This window comes from Photobacterium pectinilyticum (genome assembly GCF_024357955.1).
GTDB classification, from domain to species: Bacteria; Pseudomonadota; Gammaproteobacteria; order Enterobacterales; family Vibrionaceae; genus Photobacterium; species Photobacterium pectinilyticum.
The window spans coordinates 89436-102651 of sequence record NZ_JANEYT010000008.1 but is presented as its reverse complement, the minus strand read 5'-3'; the positions used below and the strand labels follow the sequence as shown (position 1 = coordinate 102651).

11 protein-coding genes are annotated in these 13216 nt (G+C 48.8%); 4 read left to right on the top strand and 7 right to left on the bottom strand.

Features of this window, described 5'->3' with window-relative positions; translation table 11 throughout:
• The 7 genes from NHN17_RS05735 to metK all read right to left on the bottom strand — a co-directional run bounded on the left by NHN17_RS05735 (window position 1) and on the right by metK (window position 6874).
• Window positions 1–1695, bottom strand: a complete 1695-nt coding sequence (locus tag NHN17_RS05735; protein ID WP_255041155.1) for a cation efflux transmembrane domain-containing protein — start codon at window positions 1693–1695, stop codon at window positions 1–3.
• Window positions 1696–1869: 174 nt separating this feature from the next.
• Entirely contained in the window at window positions 1870–2298 is a 429-nt protein-coding gene (gene ruvX, locus NHN17_RS05730; protein ID WP_107349959.1) for a Holliday junction resolvase RuvX, read from the bottom strand.
• A complete protein-coding gene (locus NHN17_RS05725; protein WP_255041154.1) occupies window positions 2295–2858 on the bottom strand; it encodes a YqgE/AlgH family protein in 564 nt (187 codons plus the stop codon). The genes ruvX and NHN17_RS05725 overlap by 4 nt, the downstream gene beginning before the upstream one ends.
• A 146-nt stretch (window positions 2859–3004) precedes the next feature.
• Window positions 3005–3952 (bottom strand): glutathione synthase, encoded by a 948-nt coding sequence (gene gshB, locus NHN17_RS05720; protein WP_255041153.1) that lies wholly within the window; start codon window positions 3950–3952, stop codon window positions 3005–3007.
• Window positions 3953–3969: 17 nt separating this feature from the next.
• On the bottom strand, window positions 3970–4701 hold the full coding sequence (gene rsmE, locus NHN17_RS05715) for a 16S rRNA (uracil(1498)-N(3))-methyltransferase (RefSeq protein ID WP_255041152.1): 732 nt from the start codon (window positions 4699–4701) through the stop codon (window positions 3970–3972).
• 260 nt (window positions 4702–4961) lie between these two features.
• Entirely contained in the window at window positions 4962–5453 is a 492-nt protein-coding gene (locus tag NHN17_RS05710) for a SprT family zinc-dependent metalloprotease (protein ID WP_255041151.1), read from the bottom strand.
• Window positions 5454–5719: 266 nt separating this feature from the next.
• Complete coding sequence (gene metK / locus NHN17_RS05705; RefSeq protein WP_255041150.1) at window positions 5720–6874, bottom strand: methionine adenosyltransferase; 1155 nt, start codon at window positions 6872–6874, stop codon at window positions 5720–5722.
• A 406-nt stretch (window positions 6875–7280) separates the two neighbouring features.
• Between metK and tkt the strand changes: the two genes are divergently transcribed.
• The 4 genes from tkt (at window position 7281) to fbaA (ending at window position 13091) form a co-directional block, all read left to right on the top strand.
• The gene (tkt, locus tag NHN17_RS05700; RefSeq protein WP_255041149.1) at window positions 7281–9275 is read left to right on the top strand and encodes a transketolase; all 1995 of its coding nucleotides are present in this window, start codon (window positions 7281–7283) and stop codon (window positions 9273–9275) included.
• 274 nt (window positions 9276–9549) lie between these two features.
• Window positions 9550–10626, top strand: coding sequence for an erythrose-4-phosphate dehydrogenase (gene epd / locus NHN17_RS05695; protein ID WP_255041148.1), 1077 nt, complete (start codon window positions 9550–9552; stop codon window positions 10624–10626).
• 80 nt (window positions 10627–10706) lie between these two features.
• Window positions 10707–11870 (top strand): phosphoglycerate kinase, encoded by a 1164-nt coding sequence (locus tag NHN17_RS05690; RefSeq protein WP_255041147.1) that lies wholly within the window; start codon window positions 10707–10709, stop codon window positions 11868–11870.
• Between the two features lie 144 nt (window positions 11871–12014).
• Entirely contained in the window at window positions 12015–13091 is a 1077-nt protein-coding gene (fbaA, locus tag NHN17_RS05685) for a class II fructose-bisphosphate aldolase (RefSeq protein ID WP_255041146.1), read from the top strand.
• Window positions 13092–13216: the final 125 nt, after the last annotated feature.

Here is a 13216-nt window from a genome sequence, read left to right as displayed (position 1 = left end):
TTACTCTGTTTCTGAAATTTGAGGTTGTTGCTCAAGCTGTAAAGGGAGTTGCCAAACACGGAAATCTTGTCGGTCGATTCGGCTATCTGTGATTGTCAGGTGTTTATTGGCAAGCGCAGCGGTAGATGCCCGCAGGCCCAGCTCAAAGTAGAGAGCTTCTGGGCTGTCTTTATGCACGTTTGCCAGCTGAGTAAAGTGATCCGCATCGCCCTCGGCGTGCAGGACGGATTCGACGGCCTTGGCCTCTATTCGGGCCTGATCGATATTGATTTGCGCTTGAGCAAGCGGTAAATCGGACCAGCGCTCACCGATAGCGACATTTACTGCGTTATGACTGGTTTGAAATGCGTTCAGTACATCTCTATATACTTTCACCATAGAGGCCGGGGGCTGCGACTTTTGAATATAAGCGCCCGTCACCTCTACTGGAATATCGAGTTGGTCGAGGTTACGGCTCAGGGTTTCAATTAGTTTGTTTGAAAAGGTATCTTGGCTTGCCAGTAGCAGCCCTTCATACTTGGTCGTTGCCGCGTGTTGCCAAAGCGCGTTCTCACCGAGGTTGGTGATGATTTGATCGATATCTTGGTAATCGTAGTAAGACCCCGCGGCATCGAGCAAACGGTATTGTAGAGCCATTTCAATAAAGATCAGGCTGTCATCCCCGGTATGCAGATAGTCAGTATCATCAAGGTGGGCGCGGCTAGGTACGATTTGAAACCACTGATTTTGCTGCGCTCTGCGTGTGTATGAGGATTGGTTTGGGCTGATAGTTACGGTGCGCACGTCCCCTTCCGAGACCTTAACAATTGAGCCTAATGGCTGTGGAAGGTGGTAGTGTAAGCCTGGTTGTAGGCCGGTATCGACGATGGCAAATAGGCGGTGCTTAATGCCGCTGTAGCCATGGGGAATGATAGTCAGGCCTGTTGTCATGTAAAGGGTAAACGCAATGGCTGCCAGTGAGCCTAGGCTTTTGCGGTTTAGTAGGCGCTGCTTGAATTGTGTATGCGCAAGCGTTTGACGCCACTGGTCGATAGGCAGGTATCGGGTTAGCAGCCCAAACAACGAGCTTTCTGTCCATTCACCTTGCTTTAGGCTTTGATAGCCAGAAAAAAACAGTTCAACCCCAGAGATCCAGATCATCACCCCGATCGCAATCGCGATCAGTTCATCGATATTAATGCCGATCAGTAGGCCGATCAGTGAGCACAGTACCGCAACGGAGGTCATGAGGTCGACAAAGGTATGGTGGCCGTCCGCTTCAATGCTTAAGGTGTTGGTTTCTTTACCTACATGCACTTTAAGCTTGGCAAAGAACAGGTTGAGGATAATGATCCCCAATACTCCGAAGATACCAATCCAAAGGTTGCCGATGTCTCCTGCATCGATGCCGGATATCGTTTGCAGCAACTGGAATGGCACCATCAAGATTACGACAGACACCGCCATAACTGAATACGACTCTATTGTACCCGCTCGCGCCTTTAGCTTGGCGTTGTTGGTTCGCTCACACCAAAGACGAATAATGAGGCATAACAGTAAGATAACAGAAACGGAAAAGTCGGTAACTGAGTGGTAAGCATCTGCCAGCAAGGCGGCACTACCAGTAAAGATAGCAAGGGCAATGCGGGTGCCAGTGAGGCCGATTTCGGCAATTATTGAGAGTAGTGAGGTACGAAAACGACGATCTGACAGCATACTTACAGAGCTTTATGGGAACTGATGCATAGATTAGTTTTTTTAAATTGCAAATCTATGACGTTTATCTGTCGTTAGTGTTGATTTCTGTACACAGGCTGAACGAGCCTTCCCTGCTATAGAGTACATAGTTGGGAGGGCTATTACTTTTAGAAGGGGACTCTGGAGCTTATATTAACCGTACTGCTGCTCGAACCAGCTTTCGAGGATCACAACAGCTGATTGGGAGTCGATATTGCCTTTGCTGAGGTTGCGGTAGCCGCCACGATCGAATAGATCGGAGCGAGCCTCTGCGGTGCTCAGGCGCTCGTCATGTAATTCGACCTGGCAGCCGAATCGACCGTGCAGGCGATTGGCAAACTTTTTGGCCCTTGGGGTGATGGCTTCCAGTTCACCGCCTCGCATATCTAGCGGAAGGCCGACAACAACCAAGTCCGGTTGCCATTCTTTGATGATTTTTTCAATGTCGTCCCAGTTAGGGATCCCATCTTTAGCCTTCAGAGCCCCTAGTGGGCTAGCGGTGCCGGTCAGCTCCTGGCCGATGGCAACACCAATGCTTTTCGTACCGTAATCAAAAGCGAGTACGCTGCGAGAATGACTCATGCATGTCCTTGTTCTGTAGAAAGGTTAGTGGCATTGATCCCCAGTTGGGCAATTGCCTTGTTCCAGCGTTCATTGACGGGGGTATTGAACACCACATCGGTATTGGCTTCGGTTGTTAGCCAGACATTTTCTATCAGTTCTTTTTCAAGCTGTCCGGCATCCCAGCCTGCATAGCCCAGAGCAACCAGAAAATGGTCTGGCGACTCACTGGTTCCGAGTAGCGAGAGGATGTCTTTGGAAGTGGTGATGGAGACGTCAGCGGTGACATCAATGCTTGAGCTCAAGCGGCCAACCCGGTTATGCAAAACAAAACCGCGATCGGCAGAAACAGGGCCACCATTAAATACGGGCTGTTCTAGGCTGGATGGATCCCTGACCGGAAGTTCACGCTCAATCTCTATTTGATCAAGCATATTGCCCACCGAAATTTCAATCGGCAAGTTGATGACGATGCCCATTGCGCCTTCGTCGTTGTGCTCGCAAATGTAGACAACACTTCCTTTGAAGTTTGGATCTTGCATGCTTGGCATGGCTACCAGAAAGTGGTTAGTCAAGTTCATGGAAAGATACCTACTACCGATCGACTTACTTACAGTATGCCGATTAATTTACAGAATTGGTATTAAAGGGAACGGATTTTAAAAATTAACACAGCCCCAGTCCATGCCGCATGGCTGTATGGAGCAGGGCTGCGTTGAGTCGCCAACTATGCGTTGATGCGTCGCTCGATGGCATCCATCAGCTTGCCTGTGATAGAGATATCAAAGGCCGCTTCTATTTCGCGGATACAAGTTGGGCTGGTGACATTGATTTCTGTTAGCTTGTCGCCAATCACATCGAGGCCTACGAAGATTAGGCCTTTTTCTTTCAGTACCGGGGCAACCGTCTCAGCGATCTTACGGTCGGTTTCGCTGATAGGGCGCGCTTCACCACGACCGCCAGCAGCCAGGTTACCACGGGTTTCGCCTTTGGCCGGGATACGGGCTAGGCAGTAAGGCATTGGCTCGCCGTCGATCACCAAAATACGTTTGTCACCATTGCTGATATCAGGCACGAAGGTTTGTGCCATGCAATAGTTTTGGCCCATATTGGTTAGGGTTTCGATGATCACCGAAACATTCGGATCGCCTTTCATTACACGGAAGATGGACGAGCCGCCCATCCCATCGAGAGGCTTGAGGATCACATCCCCGTGCTCTTGGTGGAAGGCTTTGATCTTGTCGGCACGGCGGGTAACGATAGTCGTTGGCGTTAACTCAGGGAACCAAGCGGTGAATAGCTTTTCGTTGCAGTCACGCAGGCTCTGTGGTTTGTTGACGATCAGGGCGCCTTCATCTTCGGCACGCTCAAGGATGTAGGTGGCGTAGATGTATTCGGTGTCGAATGGCGGATCCTTGCGCATCAATACCGCATCGAGATCTGACAGTGCAATTTCTTGTTCGTTGTGGAATTCGAACCAGCTGCTTGGATCTTCTTTCAGGCTAACTACACGGGTGCGGGCAATCGCTTTTCCTTGCTCTAGAGACAGGTCGTTCATTTCCATGTAGTGGATTTCCCAGCCACGGCGCTGGGCTTCCAACATCATGGCAAAGCTGGAATCTTTTTTAATGTTGATAGACTCGATTGGGTCCATCACGATACCCAGTTTGATCATTGCTGTATTCCTCTTGGTTAGCCCAGATCGCCGAAGCGAACTTGTAATGCGGTGATCGCGGTCATTGCTGTCGTCTCGGTACGCAGCACTCGCGGGCCTAACAATACCTCATCAAAGGTGTATTGCTCGGTCATTGAAATTTCGTCTGCGGATAAACCGCCTTCAGGGCCGATCAGTAGCTTCACTTTGGTCACAGGCTCTGGCAGGGTGTTAATCGAGTAAGTTGCACGAGGGTGCAGGTTTAGCTTCAAGCCGTCGTACTCTTCGGCACACCATTCTTCCAGTTTCATGATTGGGCGAATTTCAGGTACCACGTTTCGGCCGCATTGTTCGCAAGCTGCAATCGCGATTTTTTGCCACTGTGCCAATTTCTTCTCGAAACGCTCGGCGTTTAGCTTCACCCCGCAGCGCTCTGAAATGAGGGGCGTAATGGTGCTGACGCCCAGTTCGACGGATTTCTGGATGGTAAATTCCATCTTTTCACCACGGGAAACAACCTGGCCAAGATGAATATCCAGTGGTGATTCGACACTGACTTCATTGCGCGCCTGGATCTCCACTTCCACGTTCTTTTTACTGGCATTGGAGATCACGGCCGGAAATTCAGCATTGCTGCCGTCAAAAAGGAGCACTTCCTGTCCGGCCTGCATACGCATGACGCGACCGACATGGTTAGCGGCTTCATCACTGAGCGAAACGATACCAGAGCTTGGCAATAACTCCGGGTGGTAAATTCGTGGGATTCTCATGGCTATCTTGTAACCCGTTGGTTGTTATCTGGCTGCATTATATCAACTCTCTGGCTGATTGCAGGCGGTTGGTAAAGAGATGGACGCGGTAAGGGAGAAAAACAAGGGTAAAAGGAAATTAAACCGCTATTTTTGAATTGTTTTTAGTTCGCACTTTTGTGCGTGCAAAGTTGTGCGTCATGCTTGACTTTGTAGTGCGCGCAGATAATCGTTTCCCATACAAGGAATGTTCAATGGATAAGAGGCTGAGATGCCTCGGTCTATTGTCCCTGCTGCTGTAAAGCCAGTGTATGGCCGCACTGGCGGCAGCGGTAATGGGCTTGCCCGCGCCGGATCTTATTGTGGCGGCGGACAGTCATTTGGTGATCGCTGCACTGGCAGCGGTAATGAAAGGTTTGGCCCTGTACCGAGCTGACATCAAAACTGTGGGTGGTGCGAGGGGTAACAGCGAACACTTCTTGCATGATGACCTGCCACTCCCTGCCGTGCGGACGGACCTTGCCAAACAGTTTGAACACCACCAAGTGAGCGACTTCGTGAGGAACCACTTCATTTAAAAAAGCACCTGGGTTTTCTTCGAGCAACACCGGATTGAACCGGACTTCCCAACCTTGTAACCGGGCGCTGCCGGCAATTTTCCCACGCTGGTTAAAACGTACCTCAGGCGTAGTTAAACGCTTGTTGAGGCGCTGGTTGGCCAGTGAGATACATTGCTTTACGCGTTCGATAACTTGGTTTTGCAGGGGAGTCATTATATTTTCAGGGTTTGCTGATGGAGAGGGGGAGTATAAGAGGTCAGCGGACCTGAGGCTAGAGGTACAAGGCCCTCGGAAAAGCGGGACCAAGGAAAACAAAAGGTTTGATATGGCTTAGTCGGAGTTAATCCTTCTTAATAGCCAATAGCCAATAGCCAATAGCCAATAGCCAATAGCCAATAGCCAATAGCCAGATGCCAGATGCTAAAAAGGAAGCCGAAGCTTCCTTTTTACAATCAGACTGTAGCTAACAAACTTAACGCTTACTTGATGTTGGCGAAGTCGCGCAGGATGTCGGCTTTGTCAGTTTTTTCCCATGGGAATTCTTCACGACCGAAGTGACCGTATGCCGCTGTCTTCTTGTACATAGGCTTAAGTAGGTCAAGCATTTCGATCAGACCGTATGGGCGCAGGTCGAAGTGCTGGCGTACTGCTTCTACGATGATATCGTGAGATACTTTTTCAGTACCGAATGTTTCGATCATGATAGATGTTGGATCGGCAACACCGATAGCGTAAGACAGCTGGATTTCACAACGGTCAGCCATGCCTGCAGCGATGATGTTCTTCGCTACATAACGTGCTGCGTATGCTGCCGAGCGGTCAACTTTCGATGGATCTTTACCAGAGAATGCACCGCCACCGTGACGAGCTGCGCCGCCGTAGGTATCTACGATGATCTTACGACCCGTTAGACCACAGTCACCCATTGGGCCACCGATTACGAAACGGCCGGTTGGGTTGATGAAGTACTTGGTGTCTTTGTTCAGCCACTCTGAAGGAAGAACTGGCTTGATGATTTCTTCCATTACTGCTTCTTGCAGTACTGGTAGTTCAATGCTGTCGCAGTGCTGAGTAGAAAGTACTACTGCATCGATACCAACGATTTTACCTTGGTCGTAGGCAAACGTTACCTGGCTTTTCGCATCAGGGCGAAGCCAAGGTAGGGCACCATTTTTACGTACTTTTGCTTGGCGCTCAACGAGGCGGTGGGCATAAGTCACAGGTGCAGGCATCAGTACGTCAGTTTCGTTGGTTGCGTAACCGAACATGATACCTTGGTCGCCAGCACCTAGCTCGCGTGGGTCTTCACGGTCAACACCTTGGTTGATGTCTGGAGACTGCTTGCCGATTGCGCTTAGTACCGCACAAGAGTTAGCATCGAAACCCATTTCTGAGTTTACATAACCGATTTCACGTACGGTTTCACGAGTGATTTCTTCGATATCAACCCATGCTGAAGTGGTGATTTCACCACCAACCATCACCATACCGGTTTTTACGTAAGTCTCACACGCAACACGTGCTTTCGGATCTTGCTCCAAGATCGCATCCAATACTGCATCTGAAATCTGATCTGCAATTTTGTCTGGATGGCCTTCTGATACAGATTCAGAAGTAAACAGGTGCTTCGCCATGAGCGCTCCCATAAAAATATGTTAATTGAAAAACTTGAGCTCTATATGCTTATGATATCAATCACGCAGTTGCGTACGGATATACGTTTGTATGTATAGAGCTACCTCCGTCTAGACGGCCATAATACCTTTTACTGGTTAAAAATCAACTTGCAACAAGTAGGGATATTTTGGCCAAAAGAAAGCAAACGTTTTCCCTGTAACGCTTTTATTACAGTTAGTTGCCTTGAGTACGGATGTGGCATGACAACCATGACCTTGATATAGAACTTATTTTTCTCAGGAAATCGTTTGCAGTTATAGCCCAGTCTTTGCGACAATACCCGCCCGCCGAACTGCGGCTAACCTGAATCATTGATGGTAAGGGTAGCCGAATATTCAACGTCTACGAATTTCTGGAGCAGACATGTCTTCTCGTAAAGATCTTGCTAATGCAATCCGTGCCCTAAGCATGGACGGTGTTCAACAAGCTAACTCTGGCCACCCGGGTGCACCTATGGGTATGGCTGATATCGCTGAAGTACTGTGGCGTGGCCACATGAACCATAACCCACAAAATCCTGAGTGGGCTGATCGCGACCGTTTTATCCTGTCAAACGGCCATGGTTCAATGCTGATTTATTCTCTGCTTCACCTGACTGGCTACGATCTGTCTATCGACGATCTGAAAAATTTCCGCCAGCTACACTCAAAAACACCTGGCCACCCAGAATATGGTTACGCACCGGGTGTTGAAACAACGACTGGTCCTCTAGGCCAGGGCATCACAAACGGTGTGGGTATGGCGATGGCTGAAAAAGCCCTTGCAGCCCAGTTCAACCGCGAAGGCCACGACATCGTTGACCACCACACTTACGTGTTCATGGGCGATGGCTGTCTGATGGAAGGTATCTCTCACGAAGCGTGTTCTCTTGCTGGCACATTGGGTCTGGGCAAGCTAGTTGCTTTCTGGGATGACAACGGCATCTCTATCGACGGTGAAGTTGAAGGTTGGTTCTCTGACGATACGCCTAAGCGTTTCGAAGCATACGGCTGGCATGTGATCCCTGCTGTTGACGGCCACGACGCTGACGCGATCAACGCTGCGATTGAAGCGGCAAAAGCGGACCCACGTCCGACTCTTATCTGTACCAAGACGATTATCGGCTTCGGTTCACCGAACAAAGCGGGTACGCATGACTGTCACGGTGCACCACTGGGTCATGACGAAATCGCAGCGGCTCGCGAGTTCCTTGGCTGGAACCACGGCCCATTCGAGATCCCTGCTGATATCGCAGCTGAGTGGGATGCGAAAGAAGCTGGCGCAGCGAAAGAAGCGGCATGGAACGATAAGTTCGCCGCTTATGAAGCCGCTTATCCTGAGCTAGCCGCTGAGTACAAGCGCCGTGTGAATGGCGATCTACCTGCACAGTGGGAAGAGAAAGCGAACGCTATCATCGCTGATCTGCAAGCTAACCCTGCCAACATCGCATCACGTAAAGCTTCTCAAAACGCGCTTGAAGCGTTTGGCCAGATGCTTCCTGAGTTCATGGGCGGCTCTGCTGACCTGGCGCCTTCTAACCTGACGATGTGGTCTGGTTCTAAGTCACTAGAAGCGAATGACTTCTCTGGTAACTACATCCACTACGGTGTACGTGAATTCGGCATGACCGCGATCATGAACGGTATTGCTCTGCACGGTGGTTTTGTACCATACGGTGCAACTTTCCTAATGTTCATGGAATACGCGCGTAACGCAATGCGTATGGCGGCACTGATGAAAGTGCAGAACATCCAAGTTTACACACACGACTCTATCGGTCTGGGTGAAGATGGTCCGACTCACCAGCCAGTTGAGCAGATTGCATCACTTCGTCTAACACCAAACATGAGCACATGGCGTCCATGTGATCAGGTTGAATCTGCAGTGGCTTGGAAACTGGCTATCGAGCGTAAAGACGGCCCAACATCACTGATCTTCTCGCGTCAGAACCTGGCACAGCAAGAGCGTACAGAAGCACAGGTTGCAGACATCGCCAAGGGTGGTTACATCCTGAAAGATTGTGAAGGTAAGCCAGAGCTTATCCTTATCGCAACGGGTTCTGAAGTTGAGCTAGCAGTTGAAGCAGCAGCCCAACTATCGACTGAAGGTAAGCAGGTACGCGTAGTATCTATGCCATCGACAGATTTGTTCGATAAGCAAGATGCGGCTTATCGTGAAGCAGTATTGCCATCTGATGTAACGGCACGTGTTGCTGTTGAAGCGGGTATTGCTGACTTCTGGTACAAGTATGTTGGCTTTGGTGGCAAGATCATCGGTATGACGACATTCGGTGAATCTGCCCCTGCAGGTGAACTATTCAAGATGTTCGGCTTCACTACCGAGAACGTGGTTAACACGGCGAAAGAAGTGTTGGCATAAGCGTGATTAGAATTAAGTCGCTGAGTGCTGTTCACGTAGCGATTTATTTCGAAGGTTAAAAAAAAGACCCCGGACAGGGGGCTTTTTTTATATAAAATGAGACCATTGTCACGTAAGGTATTGCTGGTAAAGACCCGTTAGAATGCGCGGTTTTAACTGTAAGCTATTGAAGTAATGGTGGTTTGGTTGCTTGGGTGACTCTGCTCACATTTATGGTGATTCTCAGAGGTGCTTGTTATACACTAACGCGGCTTATTAATTTTGTAGCACGGATATGACACTAAAAGTCGCAATTAATGGATTTGGCCGTATTGGTCGCAGTGTGCTTCGGGCACTGTACGAAAGCGGTAAAGATCATCACATCAAAGTCGTGGCGGTCAATGAACTGGCTGAGCCTGAAGGTATGGCTCATTTGCTCCAGTATGACACCAGCCATGGACGCTTTTTTAAGCCTGTCAGCCATGATCAGGAGCATCTTTTTATTGCTCATGAAAACGGCGTGAAAGACAGTATCCGTATTCTTCACCAAAACGAAATCCACTTGCTGCCCTGGAAGGATCTAGATGTCGACATTGTCTTGGATTGTACCGGTATCTTTGGCAGTCGCGCCGACGGCGAAGCCCATATCAAAGCGGGCGCCAAAAAAGTGTTGTTTTCCCATCCTGCTGCAAATGATATCGACAATACCATTATCTATGGTGTGAACCACGACTCGCTCAAGTCTGAGCACAATATTGTCTCTAATGGCTCTTGCACCACCAACTGTATTGTCCCTGTTATCAAAGTGCTGGATGACGCCTTCGGTATCGAATCCGGCACCATTACCACCATCCATTCGGCAATGAATGACCAACAAGTCATCGATGCTTACCACAGCGATCTACGCCGTACCCGAGCTGCCAGCCAGTCAATTATTCCTGTTGATACTAAGCTTCACCTGGGGATTGGCCGTATATTTCCGAAATTTTCTGACAAATTTGAAGCGATCTCTGTGCGCGTGCCGACAATTAACGTCACCGCGATGGATTTGAGTGTCACTGTAAAAACAAATGTGAAAGTTAATGACGTAAATCAATCACTGGCCGAGGCATCTCGTTGTACATTAGATGGCATTGTTGATTATACCGAAGTGCCGCTTGTCTCTGTAGACTTCAATCACGATCCCCATAGCGCGATTGTCGACGGTACCCAGACCCGAGTAAGTAACCAGCACCTGATTAAGCTGTTGGTCTGGTGTGATAATGAATGGGGATTCGCCAATCGAATGCTAGACACCGCCTTGGCAATGAATGCGGCCGACACAGCCGAAGTGGCTGGTGAGCAAAGCTCAGCGGTTTGCGATAAGCTATAACGAATTATTAGGGTCTGGCAGTGACGCTGGGCCGATAAAAACTTTGATTTTAAATTAATTTAATGTTGAGAGGACAAACCATGTCTGTAATCAAGATGACTGATCTGGAACTTGCGGGTAAACGCGTATTCATCCGTGCTGACCTAAACGTTCCTGTAAAAGACGGTAAAGTAACTTCTGATGCGCGTATCCTTGCGTCGCTACCAACTATCAAGCAGTGCCTAGAAGCTGGCGCTAAAGTAATGGTTACTTCTCACCTGGGTCGTCCAACTGAAGGCGAGTACGCGGAAGAGTTCTCTCTACAGCCTGTTGTTAACTACCTAAACGACGCGCTAGATTGCGACGTTAAACTAGCAAAAGACTACCTAGACGGCCTAGAGCTGAACGCTGGTGAGCTAGTTGTTCTTGAAAACGTTCGCTTCAACAAAGGCGAGAAGAAGAACGAAGAAGCACTATCTAAGCAGTACGCTGCACTGTGTGACATCTTCGTAATGGACGCATTCGGTACGGCTCACCGTGCACAAGCATCTACACACGGTGTAGGTACTTACGCGCCAGTAGCATGTGCGGGTCCTCTTCTTGCTGCTGAGCTAGAAGCACTAGGCAAAGCAATGGATAACCCAGAGCGTCCACTCGTTGCTATCGTTGGCGGTTCTAAAGTTTCTACTAAGCTAACTGTACTTGAGTCGCTATCTAAAATTGCTGACCAACTTGTTGTTGGTGGTGGTATTGCGAACACATTCATCGCAGCTGAAGGCCACAACGTAGGTAAGTCTCTTTACGAAGCAGACCTAGTTGAAACCGCGCAGAAGCTAATGAAAGAGTGTGCTATCCCAGTTGCAACTGACGTTGCTTGTGCAAAAGCATTCGACGAGAACGCTGAAGCTGAAATCAAGCAAGTTTCTGAAGTTCAAGACGACGACATGATCTTCGACCTTGGCCCAGATTCAACGGCTGCACTAGCTGAAATCATCGGCAACGCAAAAACTATCCTTTGGAACGGCCCAGTAGGTGTATTCGAGTTCAAGAACTTCGAAGCGGGTACCGCGGGTATCTCTAAAGCAATCGCTGAATCTGCAGGTTTCTCTGTAGCCGGTGGTGGTGACACGCTAGCAGCTATCGACAAGTTCGGTATCAAAGCTGACGTTTCTTACATCTCGACAGGTGGTGGTGCATTCCTTGAGTTCGTTGAAGGTAAAGTACTTCCAGCTGTTGCGATGCTAGAAGAGCGTGCAAAAGCTTAATTAAATTGAGGGCGGGAGTTCCGGCAAAGCACTTCCGCACTAATCGTTTGTGAATGATGTCATGTTTTTGTAGAATACGGGCGTTTCGCAAACGATTGCACAGTTTTTTGTTTATAAGACAACAAGGCAAATAGGACTATTGTTATGTCTAAGATCTTCGATTTTGTAAAACCTGGTGTTATTTCTGGCGACGACGTACAGAAAGTTTTTGAAATTGCTAAAGAGCACAAGTTCGCACTTCCAGCGGTTAACGTTGTTAACACTGACTCTGTAAACGCTGTTCTAGAAGCTGCTGCAAAAGTTAAAGCACCAGTTGTTGTTCAGTTCTCTAACGGCGGTGCTGCATTCTTCGCTGGTAAAGGCCTGAAGCTAGAAGGTCAAGAAGCACAAATTAAAGGTGCTGTTGCTGGTGCTAAATACGTACACGCTGTAGCTGAAGCTTACGGTGTGCCAGTAATTCTTCACACTGACCACGCTGCTAAGAAACTTCTTCCATGGATCGACGGTCTACTAGACGCGGGTGAAGAGTTCTTCGCGCAAACTGGTAAGCCTCTATTCTCTTCTCACATGATTGACCTTTCTGAAGAGTCTCTAGAAGAGAACATCGAGATTTCTGGTAAGTACCTAGAGCGTATGGCTAAGATGGGTATGACACTAGAAATCGAACTAGGTTGTACTGGTGGTGAAGAAGACGGCGTTGATAACTCTGATATGGACGCATCTGAGCTATACACTTCTCCTGAAGATGTAGCTTACGCTTACGAGAAGCTAGTTGCTATCAGCCCTCGTTTCACTATCGCGGCATCTTTCGGTAACGTACACGGTGTTTACCAAGCGGGTAACGTTGTACTGACTCCAACTATCCTACGTGACTCTCAAGCATACTGTGCAGAGAAGTTCGGTATTGCACCTAACGCTCTAAACTTCGTATTCCACGGTGGTTCTGGTTCTTCTGAAGCAGAAATCCAAGAGTCTATCGGCTACGGTGTTATCAAAATGAACATCGATACTGATACTCAGTGGGCTAACTGGGATGGCGTTCGTCAATACGAAGCTGCAAACCGTGACTTCCTACAAGGCCAGATCGGTAACCCAACTGGTGAAGCTGCGCCAAACAAGAAGTACTACGATCCTCGCGTATGGCTACGTGCTGGTCAGTCTTCAATGGTTGCTCGCCTAGAGAAAGCATTCTCTGACCTTAACGCTATCGACGTACTATAATTTTACGTCCTGCGCTAAGCTAAGAAAAAACCCGCTACGGCGGGTTTTTTTATGCCTGTCATTTGTTTGTGAACCCTCCCAATTTATTGTTGGCGATTTTTTAGACGAGCAATATTGTTCGGTGC

Coding starts and splice junctions, on each gene's coding strand:
- NHN17_RS05735 (WP_255041155.1), bottom strand. CDS start 1,695: ATGCTGTCAGATCGTCGTTTTCGTACCTCACTACTCTCAATAATTGCC.
- ruvX (WP_107349959.1), bottom strand. CDS start 2,298: ATGAGTCATTCTCGCAGCGTACTCGCTTTTGATTACGGTACGAAAAGC.
- NHN17_RS05725 (WP_255041154.1), bottom strand. CDS start 2,858: ATGAACTTGACTAACCACTTTCTGGTAGCCATGCCAAGCATGCAAGAT.
- gshB (WP_255041153.1), bottom strand. CDS start 3,952: ATGATCAAACTGGGTATCGTGATGGACCCAATCGAGTCTATCAACATT.
- rsmE (WP_255041152.1), bottom strand. CDS start 4,701: ATGAGAATCCCACGAATTTACCACCCGGAGTTATTGCCAAGCTCTGGT.
- NHN17_RS05710 (WP_255041151.1), bottom strand. CDS start 5,453: ATGACTCCCCTGCAAAACCAAGTTATCGAACGCGTAAAGCAATGTATC.
- metK (WP_255041150.1), bottom strand. CDS start 6,874: ATGGCGAAGCACCTGTTTACTTCTGAATCTGTATCAGAAGGCCATCCA.
- tkt (WP_255041149.1), top strand. CDS start 7,281: ATGTCTTCTCGTAAAGATCTTGCTAATGCAATCCGTGCCCTAAGCATG.
- epd (WP_255041148.1), top strand. CDS start 9,550: ATGACACTAAAAGTCGCAATTAATGGATTTGGCCGTATTGGTCGCAGT.
- NHN17_RS05690 (WP_255041147.1), top strand. CDS start 10,707: ATGTCTGTAATCAAGATGACTGATCTGGAACTTGCGGGTAAACGCGTA.
- fbaA (WP_255041146.1), top strand. CDS start 12,015: ATGTCTAAGATCTTCGATTTTGTAAAACCTGGTGTTATTTCTGGCGAC.